This is a genomic window from Streptomyces sp. NPDC034085, assembly GCF_055575555.1.
Window position 1 is genome coordinate 785,369 of sequence record NZ_JBVISL010000001.1, and the last position, 18,565, is coordinate 803,933.

At 70.6% G+C, this 18,565-nt stretch carries 18 protein-coding genes; 7 read left to right on the forward strand and 11 right to left on the reverse strand.

Going from position 1 to position 18,565, the window contains the following annotated elements; all coding sequences use genetic code 11:
- Positions 1-523 precede the first annotated feature (523 nt).
- From ACZ501_RS03675 to ACZ501_RS03695, 5 genes are all read right to left on the reverse strand, one after another.
- Positions 524-2,173 carry an AAA family ATPase gene (locus ACZ501_RS03675; RefSeq protein WP_361601691.1) on the reverse strand — a complete coding sequence of 550 codons (1,650 nt, stop codon included), beginning with the start codon at positions 2,171-2,173 and terminating at the stop codon, positions 524-526.
- On the reverse strand, positions 2,173-2,655 hold the full coding sequence (locus tag ACZ501_RS03680) for a hypothetical protein (RefSeq protein WP_361601694.1): 483 nt from the start codon (positions 2,653-2,655) through the stop codon (positions 2,173-2,175). Before ACZ501_RS03680 ends, ACZ501_RS03675 begins: the two co-directional genes overlap by 1 nt.
- A gap of 356 nt (positions 2,656-3,011) precedes the next feature.
- Positions 3,012-3,206, reverse strand: coding sequence for a hypothetical protein (locus ACZ501_RS03685; RefSeq protein WP_361601697.1), 195 nt, complete (start codon positions 3,204-3,206; stop codon positions 3,012-3,014).
- Between the two features lie 184 nt (positions 3,207-3,390).
- A complete protein-coding gene (locus ACZ501_RS03690; RefSeq protein WP_361601700.1) occupies positions 3,391-3,846 on the reverse strand; it encodes an HD domain-containing protein in 456 nt (151 codons plus the stop codon).
- Positions 3,843-5,228, reverse strand: coding sequence for a pyridoxal phosphate-dependent decarboxylase family protein (locus ACZ501_RS03695; protein ID WP_468792214.1), 1,386 nt, complete (start codon positions 5,226-5,228; stop codon positions 3,843-3,845). Before ACZ501_RS03695 ends, ACZ501_RS03690 begins: the two co-directional genes overlap by 4 nt.
- A 126-nt stretch (positions 5,229-5,354) precedes the next feature.
- On the opposite strand from ACZ501_RS03695, the gene ACZ501_RS03700 reads away from it, so the two are divergent.
- Together ACZ501_RS03700 and ACZ501_RS03705 are read left to right on the forward strand one after the other, a co-directional pair.
- Positions 5,355-5,939: a DUF4232 domain-containing protein gene (locus tag ACZ501_RS03700; RefSeq protein WP_468792217.1), complete on the forward strand. Its 585-nt coding sequence runs from the start codon at positions 5,355-5,357 to the stop codon at positions 5,937-5,939.
- A complete protein-coding gene (locus ACZ501_RS03705) occupies positions 5,936-6,538 on the forward strand; it encodes an AAA family ATPase (protein ID WP_468792220.1) in 603 nt (200 codons plus the stop codon). Before ACZ501_RS03700 ends, ACZ501_RS03705 begins: the two co-directional genes overlap by 4 nt.
- Here ACZ501_RS03705 and ACZ501_RS03710 read toward each other — a convergent pair.
- A complete protein-coding gene (locus ACZ501_RS03710) occupies positions 6,535-7,320 on the reverse strand; it encodes an ABC transporter ATP-binding protein (protein ID WP_468792223.1) in 786 nt (261 codons plus the stop codon). The genes ACZ501_RS03705 and ACZ501_RS03710 overlap by 4 nt on opposite strands.
- 124 nt (positions 7,321-7,444) lie before the next feature.
- The gene (locus tag ACZ501_RS03715; protein ID WP_361610670.1) at positions 7,445-8,587 is read right to left on the reverse strand and encodes a PP2C family protein-serine/threonine phosphatase; all 1,143 of its coding nucleotides are present in this window, start codon (positions 8,585-8,587) and stop codon (positions 7,445-7,447) included.
- Between the two features lie 117 nt (positions 8,588-8,704).
- Between ACZ501_RS03715 and ACZ501_RS03720 the strand changes: the two genes are divergently transcribed.
- Positions 8,705-9,937, forward strand: coding sequence for a GNAT family N-acetyltransferase (locus tag ACZ501_RS03720; RefSeq protein ID WP_468792226.1), 1,233 nt, complete (start codon positions 8,705-8,707; stop codon positions 9,935-9,937).
- Here ACZ501_RS03720 and ACZ501_RS03725 read toward each other — a convergent pair.
- Entirely contained in the window at positions 9,934-10,740 is an 807-nt protein-coding gene (locus tag ACZ501_RS03725) for an Fpg/Nei family DNA glycosylase (RefSeq protein WP_468792229.1), read from the reverse strand. The genes ACZ501_RS03720 and ACZ501_RS03725 overlap by 4 nt on opposite strands.
- A gap of 62 nt (positions 10,741-10,802) precedes the next feature.
- On the reverse strand, positions 10,803-11,291 hold the full coding sequence (locus ACZ501_RS03730; protein WP_361601966.1) for a ribose-5-phosphate isomerase: 489 nt from the start codon (positions 11,289-11,291) through the stop codon (positions 10,803-10,805).
- Between the two features lie 219 nt (positions 11,292-11,510).
- Here ACZ501_RS03730 and ACZ501_RS03735 point away from each other — a divergent pair, with 219 nt between their 5' ends.
- On the forward strand, positions 11,511-12,944 hold the full coding sequence (locus ACZ501_RS03735) for an amino acid permease (protein ID WP_468792232.1): 1,434 nt from the start codon (positions 11,511-11,513) through the stop codon (positions 12,942-12,944).
- Between the two features lie 97 nt (positions 12,945-13,041).
- Here ACZ501_RS03735 and ACZ501_RS03740 read toward each other — a convergent pair whose 3' ends face one another.
- Positions 13,042-13,626, reverse strand: a complete 585-nt coding sequence (locus ACZ501_RS03740) for a biotin transporter BioY (protein ID WP_468792235.1) — start codon at positions 13,624-13,626, stop codon at positions 13,042-13,044.
- A gap of 314 nt (positions 13,627-13,940) precedes the next feature.
- Here ACZ501_RS03740 and ACZ501_RS03745 point away from each other — a divergent pair, with 314 nt between their 5' ends.
- The 3 genes from ACZ501_RS03745 (at position 13,941) to ACZ501_RS03755 (ending at position 17,706) form a co-directional block, all read left to right on the forward strand.
- Positions 13,941-15,329 (forward strand): amino acid permease, encoded by a 1,389-nt coding sequence (locus tag ACZ501_RS03745; protein WP_361601975.1) that lies wholly within the window; start codon positions 13,941-13,943, stop codon positions 15,327-15,329.
- A 145-nt stretch (positions 15,330-15,474) separates the two neighbouring features.
- A complete protein-coding gene (locus ACZ501_RS03750; RefSeq protein WP_468792238.1) occupies positions 15,475-16,881 on the forward strand; it encodes an amino acid permease in 1,407 nt (468 codons plus the stop codon).
- A 168-nt stretch (positions 16,882-17,049) separates the two neighbouring features.
- The gene (locus ACZ501_RS03755) at positions 17,050-17,706 is read left to right on the forward strand and encodes a superoxide dismutase (protein WP_361601981.1); all 657 of its coding nucleotides are present in this window, start codon (positions 17,050-17,052) and stop codon (positions 17,704-17,706) included.
- Positions 17,707-17,831: 125 nt separating this feature from the next.
- On the opposite strand, the gene ACZ501_RS03760 is transcribed toward ACZ501_RS03755, so the two are convergent.
- Positions 17,832-18,479 (reverse strand): mycothiol-dependent nitroreductase Rv2466c family protein, encoded by a 648-nt coding sequence (locus ACZ501_RS03760; protein ID WP_361601984.1) that lies wholly within the window; start codon positions 18,477-18,479, stop codon positions 17,832-17,834.
- Between the last annotated feature and the right edge of the window lie 86 nt (positions 18,480-18,565).

Sequence of the window (18,565 nt, forward strand, 5' to 3'; positions counted from 1 at the left end):
GGCAAGCTGGTCGGCACGCCGGCGCCGAAGTGGTGGGGCCTGGATTTCCACGGCGTTGCCCGCCCTGAACGGCTCCGGGTGGCGCTTGCAAAGCGAGCGCAGGACTATGCGCAGAAGGCGACCGAGACGCCAGTTCCGCTACGGCCAGAAACTTCGAGGCGAGCACGGCACCGGCGATGAGGACCAAACCTGCGCCACCGGCGACGGCGGGATCGTCGGCTTCTGAACGAGTTCTCGCGGACAGCGCGACGGGTGCGACCCGGCACCCGGTCCTGCGTTCGTGTCTCCGCGCCCCTCCCCCGGGCCGCCGTCGACCCGCCTGGCTCGAGTGGACGGTGGAAGAGCCCGCTTGGGGATGGGGGCGTCGGCTCCACTGCTGCAGACAACCCCTTCGGGTGCCCCTCTAAGGTGCCCGACGCCGGGCCACACCAGGCAGGTTCACGAGCCGCCCGACGCGCCGGGAAGCTTAGTGAGCCACAGTCACTCGCCAGAGCCTCTGCCGTCCAATGCCGCTCCGCCGACCTCACACGCTGTTCAGTCCAGCATGCCGACCCAGCGCCTCCAGGTCGAGCACCGGAGATCGCCGCAACTCATCTCGAAACAATGTGCTCTTCAGCTTCCTGAGTGTGTTGGCCTTACCGCTTAGCCTGAAGGTCCATTTCCCATCCTCGAGGTCAAGTACGTGGAGCCCTCGCTTTAGGCGGACATCCGAGTACTGACTCAGATCCAAAATATACGCCTCGTACTTGACTCCTTGGCGATGCTGATCCGAGAGCGTTGCCTGAATCAGGTGCGCGAATCGAAGGTCAACAAGGCGTGCCAGAGCCTCGTACGCCGGGTGAGACTTCTGAGCAACGTTTACTCGGAAATAGGTATACCCCTCCCCCCGAACATATGACGAAAGGTAATCGAGAGCCGAGGTCAAGGAGTCGGCATTGTCGGCGGATACATCCTGCTCCAGATCCCTGAGCTTTCCTCGCGCTGCCCTTCCGGCAGCATCTGCGACGTCCTCCTGCCCGACTTCCCTAGCATTTGCACGAGATCGCGCTGCCACAATAGAGGACGCGAAAAGATTCAGGTAGTCCCTGGGCACTCCGCCCGAACCCAGGATCAGCCTGCCAAGCGCTGCATTGCGGGTAATGCTCGACGGCCTACTGATGCCGACGGTTTCCGTGTAATTTGTAAGCACAGATTCCAGGAACTTTTGCGTGGCTTCCGGATCTTCCAGAGTGACGTCGAGGTCGATCTTGGATGCGTCGTGCGGAATTTCGATGCCGATGTGCGAGGAAGGCTCAAAGGGCCGCGTCAGGCGTTCGATGCTCGCAATTTTCAACCACCCGTCGCAATCGCGCAGCATACTGGCCAAGTAGTCCAGAAGGTGCGGCTGCGACGAAATGGGGAATAGGTAGAAGTCGTCCAAGTACAGGTAGAGGCGAACGATACCTGCGCGAAGAACGGTTCGCAGCCCCCTGTTCAAATCGGCAATAGCCTCACCGAGTTCGGCACCTGCCCCGACATCCTTGAGCGAAGACAGCCTTTCGCTGATATCTTTCAGACGAGCGAAAGAGTCTCCCTGAGACGTGCCTGCGTGCTGGATCAGTGAGGTAAGCACTGTGTCCGCGATCATGAGAAATGCGGAAGAGGAGTCCATCAATCGGAGAGTATGGGCGTTCATCCACGCCGTTACATGCCCTTCTCTCTCCGCGAGGTTCTTGGCCTCGAGAAGGAGCGCCGTCTTCCCCACGCCGCGCCGGCCGTACACGAGGTGGTGCCGCGACGCGCCGACAGCAGCCAGGCTCGCCCGGGGATCCTCCATGTATTTGAGGCTGGGAAGCGCGTCGGATGTCCGCGACCGGGCCTCCAACAGTTGAATCAATTGATCAACCTTTGACGACGCGAGAGCACTCTTCGGTGCAGAGTCGCGCGGCTTTTCAGCCTCAGTGCGATGCGGCCTGAAGGTGACGGCGAGAGATTCATTCTCCGTATCATGGATCGAGTTCAGTTCCTGCTCGATAGCACCGGCCAGGCTCTGCGCAGCGGCTATCGAATCTTCGTGCACCCAAACAAGAAACCATCGCTCACCCGGAAATGACCTTTCCTCGGCTCGCACAATGGAAATCTCGGCGTCATCAAGAATGCGAGCAATACGGGACTCATATTCACTTGCCGCCATCAAATATACCCGTTCGTCAGGGCGAAGGATTCGCACATCTGGACAAAATTGGCCGAGGTTGCCGAGAGCGCACGAGCGTCACCCTCCCAATCCGACTCTTTCATCGGATAGATGTCATAGTCGGCTTGGTTCCGCAGGAGGCGCGCATCTATGAGCTCCGCCTCACGCGCGGCCGGATTGTCGATACCTGGCGGCAGATTACGTGGCAATATATTGTGGCGCTCGTGATCGTCACCCTTTGTTTCGGCGAAAGCGATGGCGCGCGCAGCTTGATACATTGCGTAATAGAAACGACTGATAGCGGATCTGTACTGCATCGCGAAGAGGAGAGCATCCCCGGCCCCGAGATGCCCTCCCGCCAAAAGCAAGCGATCCGACACGATCTGGCGCAGTAATTGCCCTGTAGGGAACGGATATTTGCTTCCGCCTGCTGGTAGCGCGGATATCGCTGCACTCTTGCTGGTGGAAATATGCAGCAGCATTTGATCCGTAAGAGTGACTAGTGGCATGTGCTCTGCAAAACCCCCTGCGTGACCCTCGCCAGTGCCGCAAGGCTGGCCGGTGTTGACACTCCACACTACCCATCAGGCGGCTGACTCATCCAGGGTTTACCGGGGTTGGCTGCGGATTGCTCGTCAGGCCACCCGACAAATGGTGGGGGCCTGTCATCGCGGGACGCGTACACCGCACCTCACGGCTGCAAGACGATGTGTGGACCAGCGAGTAAGTGCATGTGCTCCTGAGCCGTATGTTCGATTCCCGGCAACGCTCTTGAGGACCCAGGGCCAGGTCTTCCCACTGGCCCTGGTCGTTTCAGGGGCCGCCGCGGCGCCGGGTTTCAGAGCTTGATGCCCGCGATGGTGTCCGCGAGGGAGTTCAGGAAGCGGTTGACGTCCGGGGCGATGGAGCTGGACGCGAGGAAGAAGCCGAAGAGGACCGCGACGATCGCGGGGCCGGCCTTCATGTGCTTGCCGCGGATCATGATCACCAGGATGATCGCCAACAGAACCACGACTGACAGCGAAATGGCCACTACTGATCACACCTTCGGTCGTCCCCTGGCCGGCCCGGGCGCACGGCCGCGCGCGCCCCACATGCACCATCCTCCCACCAACCGGCCGCCGCTACCCGCCTCGTGACGAATCGCCATCACGCCAATACCGCCAAGCGGGCATGTATCGGGCATATTTCGGGCGCGTCGCGGACGGCGGGGCGGGTCAGGGGGCCGTGATGCCGAGCAGCGAGCGGACGTGGGCGTACTTCGCGGTCAGCCGGTCGCGGGTGGGCGCGTCCAGTACGGACAGGCGTACCGGGTCCGCGTTGTGCGCGAGGTCGGCCTCCTTGACGAGGAGGGCGCCGGGAGTGGCGAGGATGCGGGCGGCGTATTCCGCGAGCGGTTCCCCGGGGCGTTTGGTGAGGGCCAGGACCATGGCCTTGACCTCCTCCGGGAGGGCGGCCGCCGTGAGCTGCGCGGGGGTGAGCGCCTCGTCCTCCACGGCGTCGTGGAGCCAGGCCGCGGCCTGCTGGGCGGGGCTGCCGCCGCGCAGGCGGACGCCCTCGGCGACGGCCGCGAGGTGCTCTGCGTAGGGGCGGCCGGCCTTGTCGGTCTGCCCCTCGTGCGCGGAGCGGGCGAGGGCCTCCACCTCGGCGAGGGTCAGGGGACGGTCCGTCATGCGATCTCCTTCGCTGCCGTGCTCAGGGCCTCGGCGGCCCGGCGCACGTCCTGCTGCGTGGTGCGCCAGTTGGAGAACGCGGCGCGCAGGGCGGGGGTTCCCCCGTACACCGTGGGGGTGACGAAGACGTCGGCGGCGACGGCCTCCCGCAGCGCGGCCAGGCGTTCGGGGGTGGGGGCCTGGGCGAGGGTGAAGCAGACGACGTTGAGGCGGACCGGGGCCAGCAGCCGCAGGGCCGGGTCGCGGTCGAGCCGCTCGCCGAGGGAGCGGGCGCAGGCGATGTCCCGTTCGACGATCTCGCGGTGGCCCTCGCGGCCGTAGGCGCGGAGGGTGAACCAGGCGGCGAGGGCGCGCAGCCGGTGGGAGTTCTCGGGGGTGAGGTGGACCAGGTCGGGGTCGGCGCCGAGGGGTCCGAGGTAGGCGGCGGCGTTGGCGAAGACGCGGGACTGGAGGTCGCGGCGGCGGGTGAACTGGACGGCGCTGTCGTAGGGGACGTTGAGCCACTTGTGCAGGTCGACGCAGACGGAGTCCGAGGCGTCGAGGCCCGCGACGAGGGGGGCGTGCTCCGGGGAGAGGGCCGCGAAGGCGCCGAAGGCGGCGTCGGTGTGGAGCCAGAAGCGGTGGCGTGCGCGCAGGGCGGCGAGGGCGGGCAGGTCGTCGAAGTCGACGGTGTTGACGGTGCCGGCGTTGGCGACGACCACGGCGGGGCCGGGCGTGTCGGCCAGCGCCCGGTCGAGGGCGGCGGGGTCGACGGCCTCCCGGCCGGGGAGGGTGGGCACCCGGACGAGGGCGGCACGGCCGAGGCCGAGGACGGACAGGGCCTTGGCGATGGAGGAGTGCGGGGCGCCGGACAGTACGCGGACGGGGCCGAGCGCGGCGACGCCGTCCTCGGAGGGGGACACCCCGCGGCGCTCACCGAGCCATTCGCGGGCGATGGCGAGCCCGGCGGTGTTGGACATGGTGGCACCGCTGACGAAGGTGCCGGTGTGGGCGTCGGAGAGGCCGAACAGCTCGCGCAGCCAGCCGACGGTCTCGCGTTCAAGGTGCTGGCCGGCGCCGTCGAGGGCGGAGTTGGAGTTCTGGTCGTGGGCAGCGGTCAGCCAGTCCCCGGCGAGGGCGGCGGGGGTGGCGCCGCCGGTGACGAAGCCGAGGTAGCGGGGGCCGGCGGAGGCGGAGAGGCGGGGGGCCCAGCGGGTCAGGAAGTCGGCGAGGGCGGCGTCCGTGCCGGTGCCGCGCTCGGGCAGGGGCGTGGGCGGCGGCGCGTCCTGCGGCGGTACGACGGGGCGGTCACCCAGGGACGCTAGGGCGTCGGCGGCGGTGCGTCGGGCGGCGTCGAGGAGCTCGGGGAGGCGGGCGAGGTCGGCGGCGAGCGTGCGGTCCATGGCGGGGACGGTAGACGCCCGGGGCTCGGGGCGGACGGTCCAATCCGCACCGGGTGGCCCGGCGGGGCCCTCGCCCCGGGCGGGGAGGCAGGCTGGGGGGCGGGGAGGGCGGCGTAGGGTCGGGGGGTGAGGGACTTCAGGGGGCTGGGGCGCGTCGGGGTGGTTGCGGTGTTGGCCGCCGGGGTGTTGGCGGGGTGCGGGGTGCGGGTGGCCCCGATCGAGGACGGGCCGGCGCAGGACCGGCGGGGCGGGGCACCGACCCCGACGGCCGGGCCCTGCCCCGAGGGCGGGGTGCGGCTGCTGGAGGACGCCGGCGACGCGGCGATGGGGCTGCGGGTGGCGGGGCTGCGGCTGGTCAACTGCGGCGCGGAGGCGTACGTACTCCAGGGCCATCCGGAGCTGCGGCTGCTGGACGGGCAGGAGCGGCCGGTGGAGGTGTCGGTCGGGCAGGGGTCGAACGGGATCGCCTCATCGACCGGTCTCGACGCCGCGCCGCAGCCGGTGACGCTCGCCCCCGGCGAGGCGGCTTCGGTGGCGCTGCTGTGGCGGAACCTGGTCACCGAGGCGGGTGCGCCGCCCGTCGAGGGGTGGGTCGTGGACCTGGTCCCGAAGCCGGGCGCGCCACGGCTGCGGCTGCGGCTGTCGGCGCCGGTCGACCTCGGGCACACGGGGAAGCTCGGGGTCGGGCCCTGGACGGCGGTGGCGCGGTGATCGTCTGGCTCAACGGCCCCTTCGGCGGGGGCAAGACGCAGACCGCGTACGAGCTGCACCGGCGGCTGCCGGGCAGCGCGGTGTGCGATCCGGAACACGTGGGCTTCGGGCTGCACCGCATGCTGCCGGTCCCGCTGCGCGGGGACTTCCAGGACCTGCCGGCCTGGCGGCAGGGCGTGTTCGAGGTGCTGGACCTGTCCGCCCGGCGGTATCCGGGGGTGCTGCTGGTGCCGATGACGGTGACCGACCCGGGGTACTTCGCGGAGACGGTCGGACGGCTGCGCGAAGCGGGCCACGACGTACGGCACTTCGCGCTGCTGGCCGGACGCGAGACGGTGCTGCGCCGGCTGCGGGAGCGCGGGCTGGGCCGGGGCCTGCAGCGGGAGAGCTTCGCCGTGGCCCGTCTCGACGGGTGCCTGGAGGCGCTGCGCGCGCCGGAGTTCGCGGAGCACCTGGCCACCGACCGGCTGACGGTGTCCCGGGTCGCGGACCGGGTCGCGGCCTCGGCGGGCCTGGCCCTGGCCCCGGACCTGGACGGCCCCGTGCGGGGCCGGCTGCGCCGCGCCCTGGTCGGGGTGCGGCACATCCGCTTCGACTAGGCCGCGTGCGCCGAGGCCGCCCGGCCGGTCGTCAAGGTGGTCATGCGGGTCGCGATCACGGGGGCCGGGCTGCGCGGGAGGCGGTCCGCGATGAGGCCGTCGGCGAGGAAGAGCACCTGGTCGGCGTGGGCGGCGGCGGCCGGGTCGTGGGTGACCATGACGACGGTGGCCCCGAGGGAGTCGACCGCGTCCCGCAGCAGGCCGAGCACCTCGGCGGCGGTGGTGGTGTCGAGGGCGCCGGTCGGCTCGTCGGCGAAGACCACGTCGGGCCGGGTGACCAGCGCCCGGGCGATGGCCACCCGCTGCTGCTGGCCGCCGGAGAGCTCGGCGGGGCGGCGCCGGCCCTTGCCCTCCAGCCCGACCCGTGCGAGCAGCTCGGCGGCCCGGGCCCGGTCGTGGCGGCCGCCGCCGAGGCTCAGCGGGAGCAGGACGTTCTGCTCGACGGTCAGCGAGGGCAGCAGGTTGAAGGCCTGGAAGACGAAGCCGAGGCGGCTGCGGCGCAGCACGGTGAGTTCGTTCTCGTTCATCGCGGTGATCTCGGTGCCGCCGAGCCGGACGGAGCCCTCGGTGGGGACGTCGAGTCCTGCGGCGCACTGGAGGAAGGTGGACTTGCCGGAGCCGGAGGGGCCCATGACGGCGGTGAAGCTGCCGCGCGGCAGGGTGAGGTCGATCCCGCGCAGGGCGTGTACGGCGGTGGCGCCGCGCCCGTAGACGCGCCGTACGCCGCGCAGCTCGACGGCGGGTGCGCCCTCGTCGTGCCGCCTGGTCCGCCTGAGCCCCATGGTGTGCCGCCTTCCGTGCCGGGTCCGCTGCTGTCGTCCCCGACGCTACGGATCGCCGGGGGGCGCCGGCCATGGAGCGGCCCGGCGGACGGCTGGTGGGGTAAACCCCACCCCCCGGGGGGGCTCAGGGTGAGCGGCGGATGAGGAGGAGGGCGCGGTCGTCGTTGACGTCCTTGGCGACCTTTTCGATGAGGTGCCAGGCGGCGCCGTCCCAGCCGGCGGCGACGTAGCGGTCGGCTTCTCCGGTGAGCCGGTCGATGCCCTCGGCGATCTCGCGGTCGGCGGTCTCGACGAGGCCGTCGGTGAAGAGCATCAGGACGTCGCCGCGCCGCAGGTTGCCCCGGGCCGGTTCGAAGTCGGCGCCGTCGTAGACGCCGAGGAGGGGGCCTTCGCCGGAGACCTCCTGCCAGCGGCCGGTGCCGGCGGAGAGCTGGAGGGCGGGGAGGTGGCCGGCGGAGAGGAGTTCGTAGTCGCCGGTCTCGAGGTCGAGGACGAGGTGGATGGAGGTGGCGAAGCCCTCCTCCCAGTCCTGCCGGAGCAGGTAGCCGTTGGCGGCGGGGAGGAACTGGCGGGGCGGCAGGGCGCCGAGGAGACCGCCGAAGGCGCCGGAGAGGAGGAGGGCGCGGGAGCCGGCTTCCATGCCCTTGCCGGAGACGTCGGTGAGGACGACCTCCAGGGTGCGGCCGCCGTTGGTGCGGGCGGCGACGACGAAGTCGCCGGAGAAGGACTGGCCGCCGGCCGGGCGCAGGGCCATCTCGCGGTGCCAGCCGCGGGGCAGGGCGGGCAGCTTGCTCTGGACCCGGATGCGTTCGCGCAGGTCGAAGAGCATGGTGCCGCCGCGTCTCCAGGGCACGCCGACGCGGCTGCGGAACTGGGCGATGACCAGCCCGAAGAACCCGCACGCGGCCACCACGAGCACGGTTCCGGGGGTCACCCGGGCGGGCCCCTGGGTGTACGGGCCGAGGACGAGGGCTTCGACGATCAGGGCGGACGCGGCGGCGGCGTACAGGCCGAGCAGGCTGGCGGGCCGCAGCAGGAGGCCGCCGGCGACGATGGGCAGGACCAGGGCCGACGGGGAGAACCAGACGGGCATCAGGAGTGTGCCGCAGGCCATCGCGGGCACGGTCAGGAGGAGGCCGCCGAAGGCCAGCCAGTCGGAGGCGTCCCCGCGGAAGTAGTCGACGGCGGATTTGCGCATGGCGGTGCGGGCCCGGTGCGACAGCATGCGCATCCGGGCCGTGAACGTCTCGACGCGCGCTCCGGCCATTGCTCCGGGACCCTATCCATCCCGGCTGTGACCGCGCAGGGGGACCCCCGGACCGAGGGTGCTCCGCGGGGCGAAAACCCTTGGACCGCGGCGGAACGCCCGGGCGAGGATGACCGCATGACTCTTGAGACGCGGGTGGTGCGGCACGACGAGTGGGACACCTGGTTCGATCATCTGGAACTGGCGTTCGGCGGTGTGCCCGAGGTCGCCTCGGTCCGGGAGCTCTACCGGTCCCTGACGGAGCTCGACCGCTCCCTCGGGGTCTGGGACGGCGGGGACTGCGTCGGCTCCGCTTCGGCGTTCGGCTTCCGCCTGTCGGTGCCGGGCGGGGCCCTGGTCCCGGCGTCGGGCGTGACCATGGTCGGTGTCGCACCGACCCATCGCAGGCGCGGGGTGCTCACCTCGATGATGCGTCGCCAATTGGACGACATCCGTTCGAGTGGCGGGGCACTCGCCGTGCTGACGGCTTCGGAGCCGGAGATCTACGGCCGCTTCGGGTACGGCATCGCCACGTACGCCGTGGCCGTCGACATCGACACCACCCGGGTACGGATTTCCGCGCCGCCGGGGACGGACGGGGTGCGGCTGCGGCTCGTGGACCCCGAGAAGGCCCTCGCGGACTGCGAGCGGGTCTACGCCGCCCTGGTCGCGGGCCGGCCGGGCATGCTCGCGCGGCAGCCGGGATGGGAGCGGCAGGCGCTCGTGGACCCGGCGGAGCACCGCGACGGGGCGTCGCCGCTGAAGTGCGTGGTGGCCGAGGGGCCGGACGGCGAGGTGGCCGGGTACGCCCGCTACCGGGTCAAGTCCGACTGGGACCCGAGCGGTCCGGACGGCACGGTCCAGGTCGGCGAGGTGCACGCACCGGACCCGGCGGCGTACGCGGCGCTGTGGCGCTACCTCTTCGAGATCGACCTGACCTGTCGCGTACGGGCGTCCGGGCGGCCCGTGGACGATCCGCTGCTGCACCTGGTCAGCAACGTCCGGCGGGTCCGGGCGACGCAGCGGGACGGGCTGCACGTGCGGCTGGTGGACCTGCCGGCGGCGCTGGAGGCGCGGACGTACGGGGCGGGGGTGGACGTGGTCGTCGAGGTCGAGGACGGGTTCTGCCCGTGGAACGCGGGACGGTGGCGGCTGACGGCCGCCGGCGGGGCCGCGCGGTGCGTACGCACGGAGGCCGCCGCCGATCTGGCGCTGTCGGTGCGGGAGCTGGGCGCGGCCTACCTGGGCGGGGTCACGCTGACCTCCCTGGCGGCGGCGGGCCGGGTGCGCGAGCTGCGGCCGGGCGCGCTGCGGGAGGCCTCCCGGGCCTTCGCGGGCGACGTCGCCCCGTGGCTCCCCCACGGCTTCTAGCGCCGCTGGCAGCCCGGGCACCAGAAGAGGTTGCGGGCGGCGAGGCCGGCGGTGCGGATCTCGCCGCCGCAGATGTGGCAGGGCATGTTCGCCCGCCGGTAGACGTACACCTCGCCGCCGTGGTCGTCCACCCTCGGCGGGCGGCCCATGGCCTCGGGGAGGTGCTCGTCACGGACCGTGTCGATGCGGTTCTTCCGGACGCCCTCGCGCATCAGCACCACCAGGTCGGCCCACATCGCGTCCCACTCGGCGCGGGTGAGGTCCTTGCCGAGCCGGTAGGGGTCGATGCCGTGGCGGAAGAGGACCTCGGCGCGGTAGACGTTGCCGACGCCCGCGACGATCTTCTGGTCCATCAGCAGCGCGGCGATCGTGGTCCGGCTGCGGGAGATGCGGGCCCAGGCGCGGCCGGGGTCGTCGGCCGGGCGCAGGGGGTCCGGGCCGAGGCGGTCGTGTATCGCCTTCTTCTCGCCCTCGCCGATCAGGGCGCAGGCGGTGGGGCCGCGCAGGTCGGCGTAGTGGTCGTCGTTCAGCAGGCGCAGCCGGACCGTGTCGGTGGCCGGCGGGGCGGGGGCGGGGCCGAAGCCGAGCTTGCCGAAGAGCCCGAGGTGGATGTGGATCCAGGCGTCGCCCAGCTCCAGGAAGAGGTGCTTGCCGTGCGCCTCGGCGCTCTCCAGCTCCCGGCCGTCGAGCAGGGCCGCGCTCTCGGCGAAGCGGCCCTGCGGGCTGCTCACCCGTACCGGGCGGGCGGCGAAGCGCTCGGTGTGGTCCTGGGCGAGCCGGTGGATCGTATGCCCCTCGGGCACGGCGGTGCTCCTCGATACGCATGGGCGTGCCGCCGGACGGGTGCGTCCGGCGGCACGGGGTCCTACTGGTCCTGCGGGTGGTGGGCCGGGATCGGGGGGAGCTCGCCGGTGGTCTCGTACGCGGAGAGCATGTCGATGCGGCGCGTGTGGCGCTCCTCGCCGGAGTACGGGGTCGCCAGGAAGGCCTCGATGAAGGCGGTGGCCTCGTCCTGGGTGTGCATGCGGCCGCCGACGGAGATGACGTTGGCGTTGTTGTGCTCGCGGCCGAGCTTCGCGGTCTCCACGCTCCAGGCGAGGACGGCGCGGACGCCCTTGACCTTGTTGGCGGCGATCTGCTCGCCGTTGCCGGAGCCGCCGATCACGATGCCGAGGCTGTCGGCGTCCGCGGCGGTCTTCTCCGCGGCGCGCAGGCAGAACGGCGGGTAGTCGTCCACCGCGTCGTAGATGTGGGGCCCGCAGTCGACGGGCTCGTGGCCGTTGTTCTTGAGCCAGTCCACCAGGTGGTTCTTGAGCTCAAAGCCGGCATGGTCGGATCCGAGATACACGCGCATGGGTCGAGTGTGGCATGCGGGACCCCGAGGGACGGCAGAGGGGTGTCGCATAAATCACTTCTAAACCTCAAGTAAACCCAAAGAACGCAGACGGGAGGGGTCGGGACCTTGGTCCCGCGTTGGGGGCCTCGGGTAACTATCGGACGAAGGTCTTCCGTCTTGCGGGGGTATCGGGTTTGAATGCCGGAACTCTCCACCCGAGAACCTAAGGATTCGTCCATGAGCACGACGACGACCCTTCAGAAGGCAGGCGACCCGACCGGCGAACCCGGTTCCGCCCAGCCCTCCGACGGTCTCAAGGCCGGTCTCAAGAACCGCCACCTTTCCATGATCGCCATCGGCGGTGTCATCGGCGCCGGCCTCTTCGTCGGCTCCGGCGGCGGCATCGCCAAGGCCGGCCCCGCCATCCTGATCTCGTACGCCCTCGTCGGCGCGATGGTCGTCTTCGTGATGCGGATGCTGGGCGAGATGGCCGCCGCCAGCCCGAACTCGGGCTCCTTCTCCGCGTACGCCGACCGGGCGCTGGGCCGCTGGGCCGGCTTCTCCATCGGCTGGCTGTACTGGTTCTTCTGGGTCGTCGTGCTGGCCGTCGAGGCCACCGCCGGCGCCGTCATCCTCGAGGGCTGGGTCCCGGCCGTCCCGCAGTGGGCCTGGGCCCTGATCGTGATGGCCGTGCTGACCGTCACCAACCTCGGCTCGGTCGCCTCCTACGGCGAGTTCGAGTTCTGGTTCGCGGGCATCAAGGTCGTCGCCATCGGCGCCTTCGTGATCGTCGGCATGCTCGCCGTCTTCGGCGTGCTGCCCGGCTCGGACAACCCGGGCGCGGGCTTCGCGCACCTGACCGACACCGGCGGGTTCATACCCAACGGCTGGGGCTCCATCCTCACCGGTGTGCTGATGGTCGTCTTCTCCTTCATGGGCAGCGAGATCGTCACCCTGGCGGCCGGCGAGTCCGAGGACCCGCGCCGCGCGGTCACCAAGGCCACCAACTCGGTGATCTGGCGCATCGGCGTCTTCTACCTGGGCTCGATCTTCATCGTCCTGACCCTGCTGCCGTGGAACGACAAGTCGATCGTGGAGAAGGGCTCGTACGTCGCCGCCCTCGACTCGATCGGCATCGCCCACGCCGGCCAGATCATGAACGTGATCGTCCTGACGGCCGTGCTGTCCTGCCTGAACTCCGGCCTGTACACCGCCTCCCGCATGGCGTTCTCGCTGGGCGAGCGCGGTGACGCCCCCAAGGCCTTCGCCAAGGTCAGCAAGAAGGGCGTTCCGACCGCCGCCATCCTGGGCTCCGTGGTCTTCGGCTTCATCGCCGTCTACTTCAACTACGCCTACAAGGACACGGTCTTCGACTTCCTGCTGAACGCGTCGGGTGCCATCGCGCTCTTCGTGTGGCTGGTCATCTGCCTGACCCAGCTGCGGATGCGCAAGATCCTGGTCCGCGAGGCGCCGGAGAAGCTCACCGTCAAGATGTGGCTCTTCCCGTACCTGACCTGGGCCACCGCGGCGATGATCACCTTCGTCCTCGGCTACATGGTCTACGACGACGGCAACCGCAAGACGGTCATGCTCTCGCTGCTGGTCGCCGCCGTGGTGGTGCTCATCGGTGTGGTGCGCAACGCCCGCCGCAAGACCGCCGTCGACGCGTAGTCCCGCAGGCCGCACTTCCCGTACGTCCCCTACCTCCCGTACGGACACGACAGCCCCGGACCGCACGCGCGGTCCGGGGCTGTCGTACGGGCGGGGCTCAGCCGCGGCGGCCGGCCAGCTTCCAGGCGGTCGGCAGCGCGCCCATGGCCAGCGCGGCCTTGAGGGCGTCGCCGATCAGGAACGGGACCAGGCCCTTGGCGACGGCGGTCTCCAGGGACATCCCGGTGACGGCCATCAGGTACGGCACGCCCACCGCGTAGATCACCGCGGAGCCCAGCACCATCGTCCCGGCCATGCGCAGCACCGAGCGGTCGCCGCCGCGCCGCGCGAGGGCGCCGACGAGGGTGGACGCGAGCAGCATGCCGAGGACGTACCCGAAGGTCGCGCCGCCCGCGCCGGAGCCGCCGTTCGCGAACCACGGCACGCCGGCCATGCCGACCAGGGTGTAGAGCGCGAGCGACAGGAAGCCGCGGCGGGCGCCCAGCGCGGTGCCGACGAGCAGGGCCGCGAAGGTCTGCCCGGTGATCGGGGCGGCGAGGCCGTCGACCTGGACGGACAGCTGGGCGGCCAGGCCGGTGAGCGCGGCTCCGCCGACGACGAGGGCGGCGTCGCGGACGCGGCTCGCGGGCAGCAGGTCGGCGAGGACGGCGCCGGGCCGGAAGGAGACGGAAGCGGTGCTCATCGAAGGCTCCGGAAGGTGGGTGGTCGGGCGGGACACCGCGACGTTAGCCGCCGGCCGACCGCCGCCCCACCGCCGACCGGGACAAAGGCATACTGTCCGGTTTGGTGGGGACCGCACAAAGGGACGGCACTACACCCGAGTTGGAGTGATCCCGATCACGGCCCGCATGCGATGACACATCCTTTTTGCTCCGGAGGCTCCCCTCCGGCCAGACTGTAGGTTCCCGCCAATCCCCCCGGATCTCCCGCCCCTTGCCCGCCCATCCCTTGCGCAGCCCCCGGCGTCGCTTGCCTACCGAGAGTACGAATCTGCTCATGCGCGAAGACCTGTCCGTCACCGAGGGCGGCCTGCCCCCGGAACCCCTGAGCCACAGCCTCAAGCAGCGTCACCTGACCATGCTGGGCCTCGGCGGCGTCATCGGCGCCGGCCTCTTCGTCGGCTCCGGCGCCGGCATCGGCATCGCCGGCCCCGCGATCATCTGCTCGTACCTGCTGGCGGGCGTGCTCGCCATGCTGGTGATGCGGATGCTCGGCGAGATGTCCGCGGCGATGCCCGCCTCCGGCTCGTTCTCCGTGTACGCGGAGAAGGCCCTCGGGCGCTGGGCCGGCTTCTCGGCCGGCTGGCTGTACTGGTTCCTGCTGGTCGTGGTGCTCGCCGTGGAGGCGACCGGAGCGGCGAACATCGCGCACGGCTGGGTGCCCTCGGTCGACCAGTGGCTGTGGGTGCTGATCTTCATGGTGGTCTTCACCCTCAGCAACCTGGCGGCGGTGCGGAACTTCGGCGAGTTCGAGTTCTGGTTCGCGGCCCTCAAGGTCGGCGCGATCGTCCTGTTCCTGATCCTCGGCACCCTGGCGGTCTTCGGCCTGCTGCCGGACACCGAGCCGGTGGGGACGGCCAACCTGACCGGGCGGGGCGGCTTCTTCCCGGCCGGCCTCGGCGGGGTGGTCGCCGGCATGCTCGCGGTGGTCTTCGCCTTCGGCGGCCTGGAGGTCGTCACCATCGCGGCCGCCGAGTCGGACGACCCGGCCAAGTCCGTGTCCCGGGCGGTGCGCAGCGCGGTGTGGCGCATCCTCTTCTTCTACGTCGGCTCGATGCTGGTCATCGTGAGCCTGCTGCCGTGGGACTCGCTGGAGCCCGGGGAGAGCCCGTACGTCGCCGTCCTCGACTCCATCGGGATCCCGGCGGCCGGCCAGATCATGAACATCGTGGTGTTCGTGGCGCTGCTGTCGGCGCTGAACGCGAACCTCTACGGCTCGTCGCGCATGGTGTTCTCGCTGGCCGAGCGGGGGGAGGCGCCGAAGGCGCTGCTGAAGGTCTCCGGCAGCGGGGTGCCGACGCGCGCGGTCCTCGCCTCGGTGGCCTTCGGTTTCGTGTCGGTGGTGCTGAACCTGCTGTGGCCGGACACGGTCTTCCTCTACATGCTCAACGCGGTCGGCGCGGTGCTGCTGTTCGTGTGGGTGCTGATCGCGGTCTCGCAGCTGCGGCTGCGGCCCCGGCTGGAGCGGGACATGCCGGAGCGGCTGACGCTGCCGATGTGGGCGTTCCCGTACCTGACGTGGGCGGCGCTGGCCGGGATGGCGGCGGTCCTGGTGCTGATGCTGTTCGACGACTCGGCGCGGCCGCAGCTGCTGTGGTCCTCCGGCGCGGCGGCCGTGGTGCTGCTGGTGGCGTGCTACCGGGAGGTGCGGGACCGCCGGTCCTGACCCCTCGGCAGGTGTGCGGCAGGCCCGGGACCTCGGTCCCGGGCCTGTTCCGCTTTCCGGGGCGGGCGGTCACGTCCCGTGAGAGGGGTGTCCGGATGATGGACGACCGACGTCCGATAAACGGACGCTCGGCAGACTGGCCCGCATGAGTCAGAGCACCACCGCACGTCCCGCACAGCAGGGCTCCCCGGCCCGGGAGGCCGGGAACCCCCTCGGCAACGGCCTCAAGCAGCGCCACCTCTCGATGATCGCCCTCGGCGGGGTCATCGGCGCCGGGCTCTTCGTCGGCTCCGGCGCCGGAATCGCGGCCGCGGGCCCCTCGATCGTGCTGGCGTACGCCGTGTCCGGACTGCTGGTGATGTTCGTGATGCGGATGCTCGGCGAGATGTCCGCCGCCAACCCGGCCTCCGGTTCCTTCTCCGTGCACGCCGAGCGGGCGATCGGGCCCTGGGCCGGCTTCACCGCGGGCTGGATGTTCTGGATCCTGCTGGTGGTGGGCGTCGCCATCGAGGCGATCGGCGCGGCGCACATCCTGGCGGGCTGGTTCCCCGGCACCCCGTCGTGGATGTGGGTGCTGGTGCTCATGGTGGTCTTCACCGCCGCCAACCTGGGGGCCGTCTCGCGCTTCGGCGAGTTCGAGTTCTGGTTCGCCGCCCTCAAGATCGGCGCCATCGGGCTCTTCCTCGCCCTGGGCGTCCTCGCCGTCCTGGGCCTGCTGCCCGGCACCTCCTCCCCCGGCGCCGCCAACCTGCTGCACGACGGCGGCTTCCTGCCCCACGGGGTCGACGGGCTGCTGGTCGGCCTGCTCGCCTCGGTCGTCGCGTACGGCGGGCTGGAGACGGTGACCATCGCGGCCGCCGAGTCCGGGGACCCGGTCAGGGGCGTGGCCAAGGCGGTGAGGACCACCATGTGGCGGATCGCGGTCGTCTACGTCGGCTCGATGCTGGTCATCGTCACCCTGCTGCCCTGGAACGACCCGGGCGTCACCGAGAACGGCCCGTACGCCGCGACGCTGGACCACCTGGGCATCCCGGCCGCCGGCCAGATCATGAACGCCGTCGTCCTGATCGCCCTGCTGTCCGCGATGAACGCCAACATCTACGGCTCCTCGCGCATGGCCCACTCCCTGGTCGCGCGGGGCCAGGGACCCCGGGCGCTGGGCAGGGTCTCGGGCGGGGTGCCCCGGCGGGCGGTGCTGGCCTCGGCGGGCTTCGGCTTCGTCACCGTCCTGCTGTCGTACTGGTACCCGGACACCCTGTTCGCCTGGCTGCTGAACATGGTCGGCGGGGTCATCCTCATCGTCTGGGGCTTCATCGCGGTCTCGCAGTTCGTGCTGCGCCGGCGCCTGGAGCGCGAGGCCCCCGGGCGGCTGGTCGTGCGGATGTGGGGCTTCCCGTACCTGACGTGGGTGGCGCTGGCCGGGGTCGCCGGGGTGCTCGTGCTGATGGCCCTGGGCGAGGACACCCGCGTGCAGGTGGTCTTCACCGGCGGGCTGACCGCGGCGCTGGCCGCGGCCGGGTACGCGGTGCAGCGCCGGGCGGCGCGCGGCTGACGGCCCGGCAGCCACTGCGCCAGGAGGCGGACCCCGTGTGCGACGCGGGGTCCGCCTCCCGTCGTACCGAGGCGACCCTTACGTGTGACCCGGAATAGATACTGCTAGCGTGCAGTTGCGCATTAATTGCAATAAGCGATTGGCACGCCGAGGGGACCGGACACACGCATGGCCATCTACACGCTTCCTGAGCTTCCTTACGACTACGCGGCGCTCGAGCCGGTGATCAACCCGCAGATCATCGAGCTCCACCACGACAAGCACCACGCGGCCTACGTCGCGGGCGCCAACACCACGCTCGAACAGCTGGAGGAGGCGCGCGACAAGGAGAACTGGGGCGCGCTGAACGGCCTGGAGAAGAACCTGGCCTTCCACCTCTCCGGCCACATCCTGCACAGCATCTACTGGAACAACATGGCCAGCCCGAAGACCGGCGAGGGCGGCGGCGAGCCCTCCGCGGCCGACGGCGTGGGCGACCTCGCGGACGCGATCACCGAGTCCTTCGGCTCCTTCGCCAAGTTCAAGAAGCAGCTCACCTTCGCGTCCTCCGCGACGCAGGGCTCCGGCTGGGGCGTGCTCGCGTACGAGCCGGTCAGCGGCCGCCTGGTCGTCGAGCAGGTCTACGACCACCAGGGCAACGTGGGCGTCGCCAGCACGCCGATCCTGGTCTTCGACGCCTGGGAGCACGCCTTCTACCTCCAGTACAAGAACCAGAAGGTCGACTTCATCGAGGCGATGTGGAACGTCGTCAACTGGCAGGACGTCGCCCGGCGCTACGCCGACGCCAAGGCCAACACCCCGCTGCTGATCCCCGTCAAGGGCTGACCGGCACCCCGCAGGACCCGCCCGCCTCGTGATCGTCTTCTCAGCCTTCGCGTGCGGGCGTGCAGAGCGGAAGACCCCCGTGAGGACGTGACTCACGGGGGTCTTCCGTAGGTGTCCGGGCCGGACTACTCGAAGGACGGGCCCTTGGTGCGGGTGCGCTTGATCTCGTAGAAGCCGGGGGTCGAGGCGACCAGCAGGGTGCCGTCCCACAGGCGGGCGGCGGCCTCGCCGCGCGGAGCCGGCGTCACGACCGGGCCGAAGAAGGCCACCTCGTCGCCGTCGGCGCCAGGCACGGAGATCACCGGGGTGCCGACCTCCTGGCCGACGCGCTCGATGCCGTCGTTGTGGGAGTCGCGCACGACGTGGTCGTACTCGTCGGAGTCGGCGTAGGCGAGCAGCTCGGCCGGCAGCCCGACCTCTTCCAGCGCGTCGGCGATGACCTCGCGCGTCGCGCCCCGGTCCTCGTTGTGGATGCGGGTGCCGAGCGCGGTGTACAGCTTGCCGGTGATCTCGTCGCCGTGCTTCTGCTGCGCCGCGATCACCACGCGCACCGGCGCCCAGCCCTTGGGGCCGACGATCTCGCGGTAGCGCTCGGGCAGCTCGTCCAGCTTGTCCTCGTTGAGCACGGCGAGGCTCATCACGTGCCAGCGGACTTCGACGTCACGGACCTTCTCGACCTCGAGCATCCAGCGGGAGGTCATCCAGGCCCAGGGGCAGAGCGGGTCGAACCAGAAGTCGACCGGCGTCTTCTCGCGCACCTGGGTGTCGGTCATGGTTCTCCTCAAGTCACATAAGGCGTCACGGGTCATGTTCTTATCCGCCAACCAGGCCGGGAGCGGGCGCATTCCCCGTGGGAGGA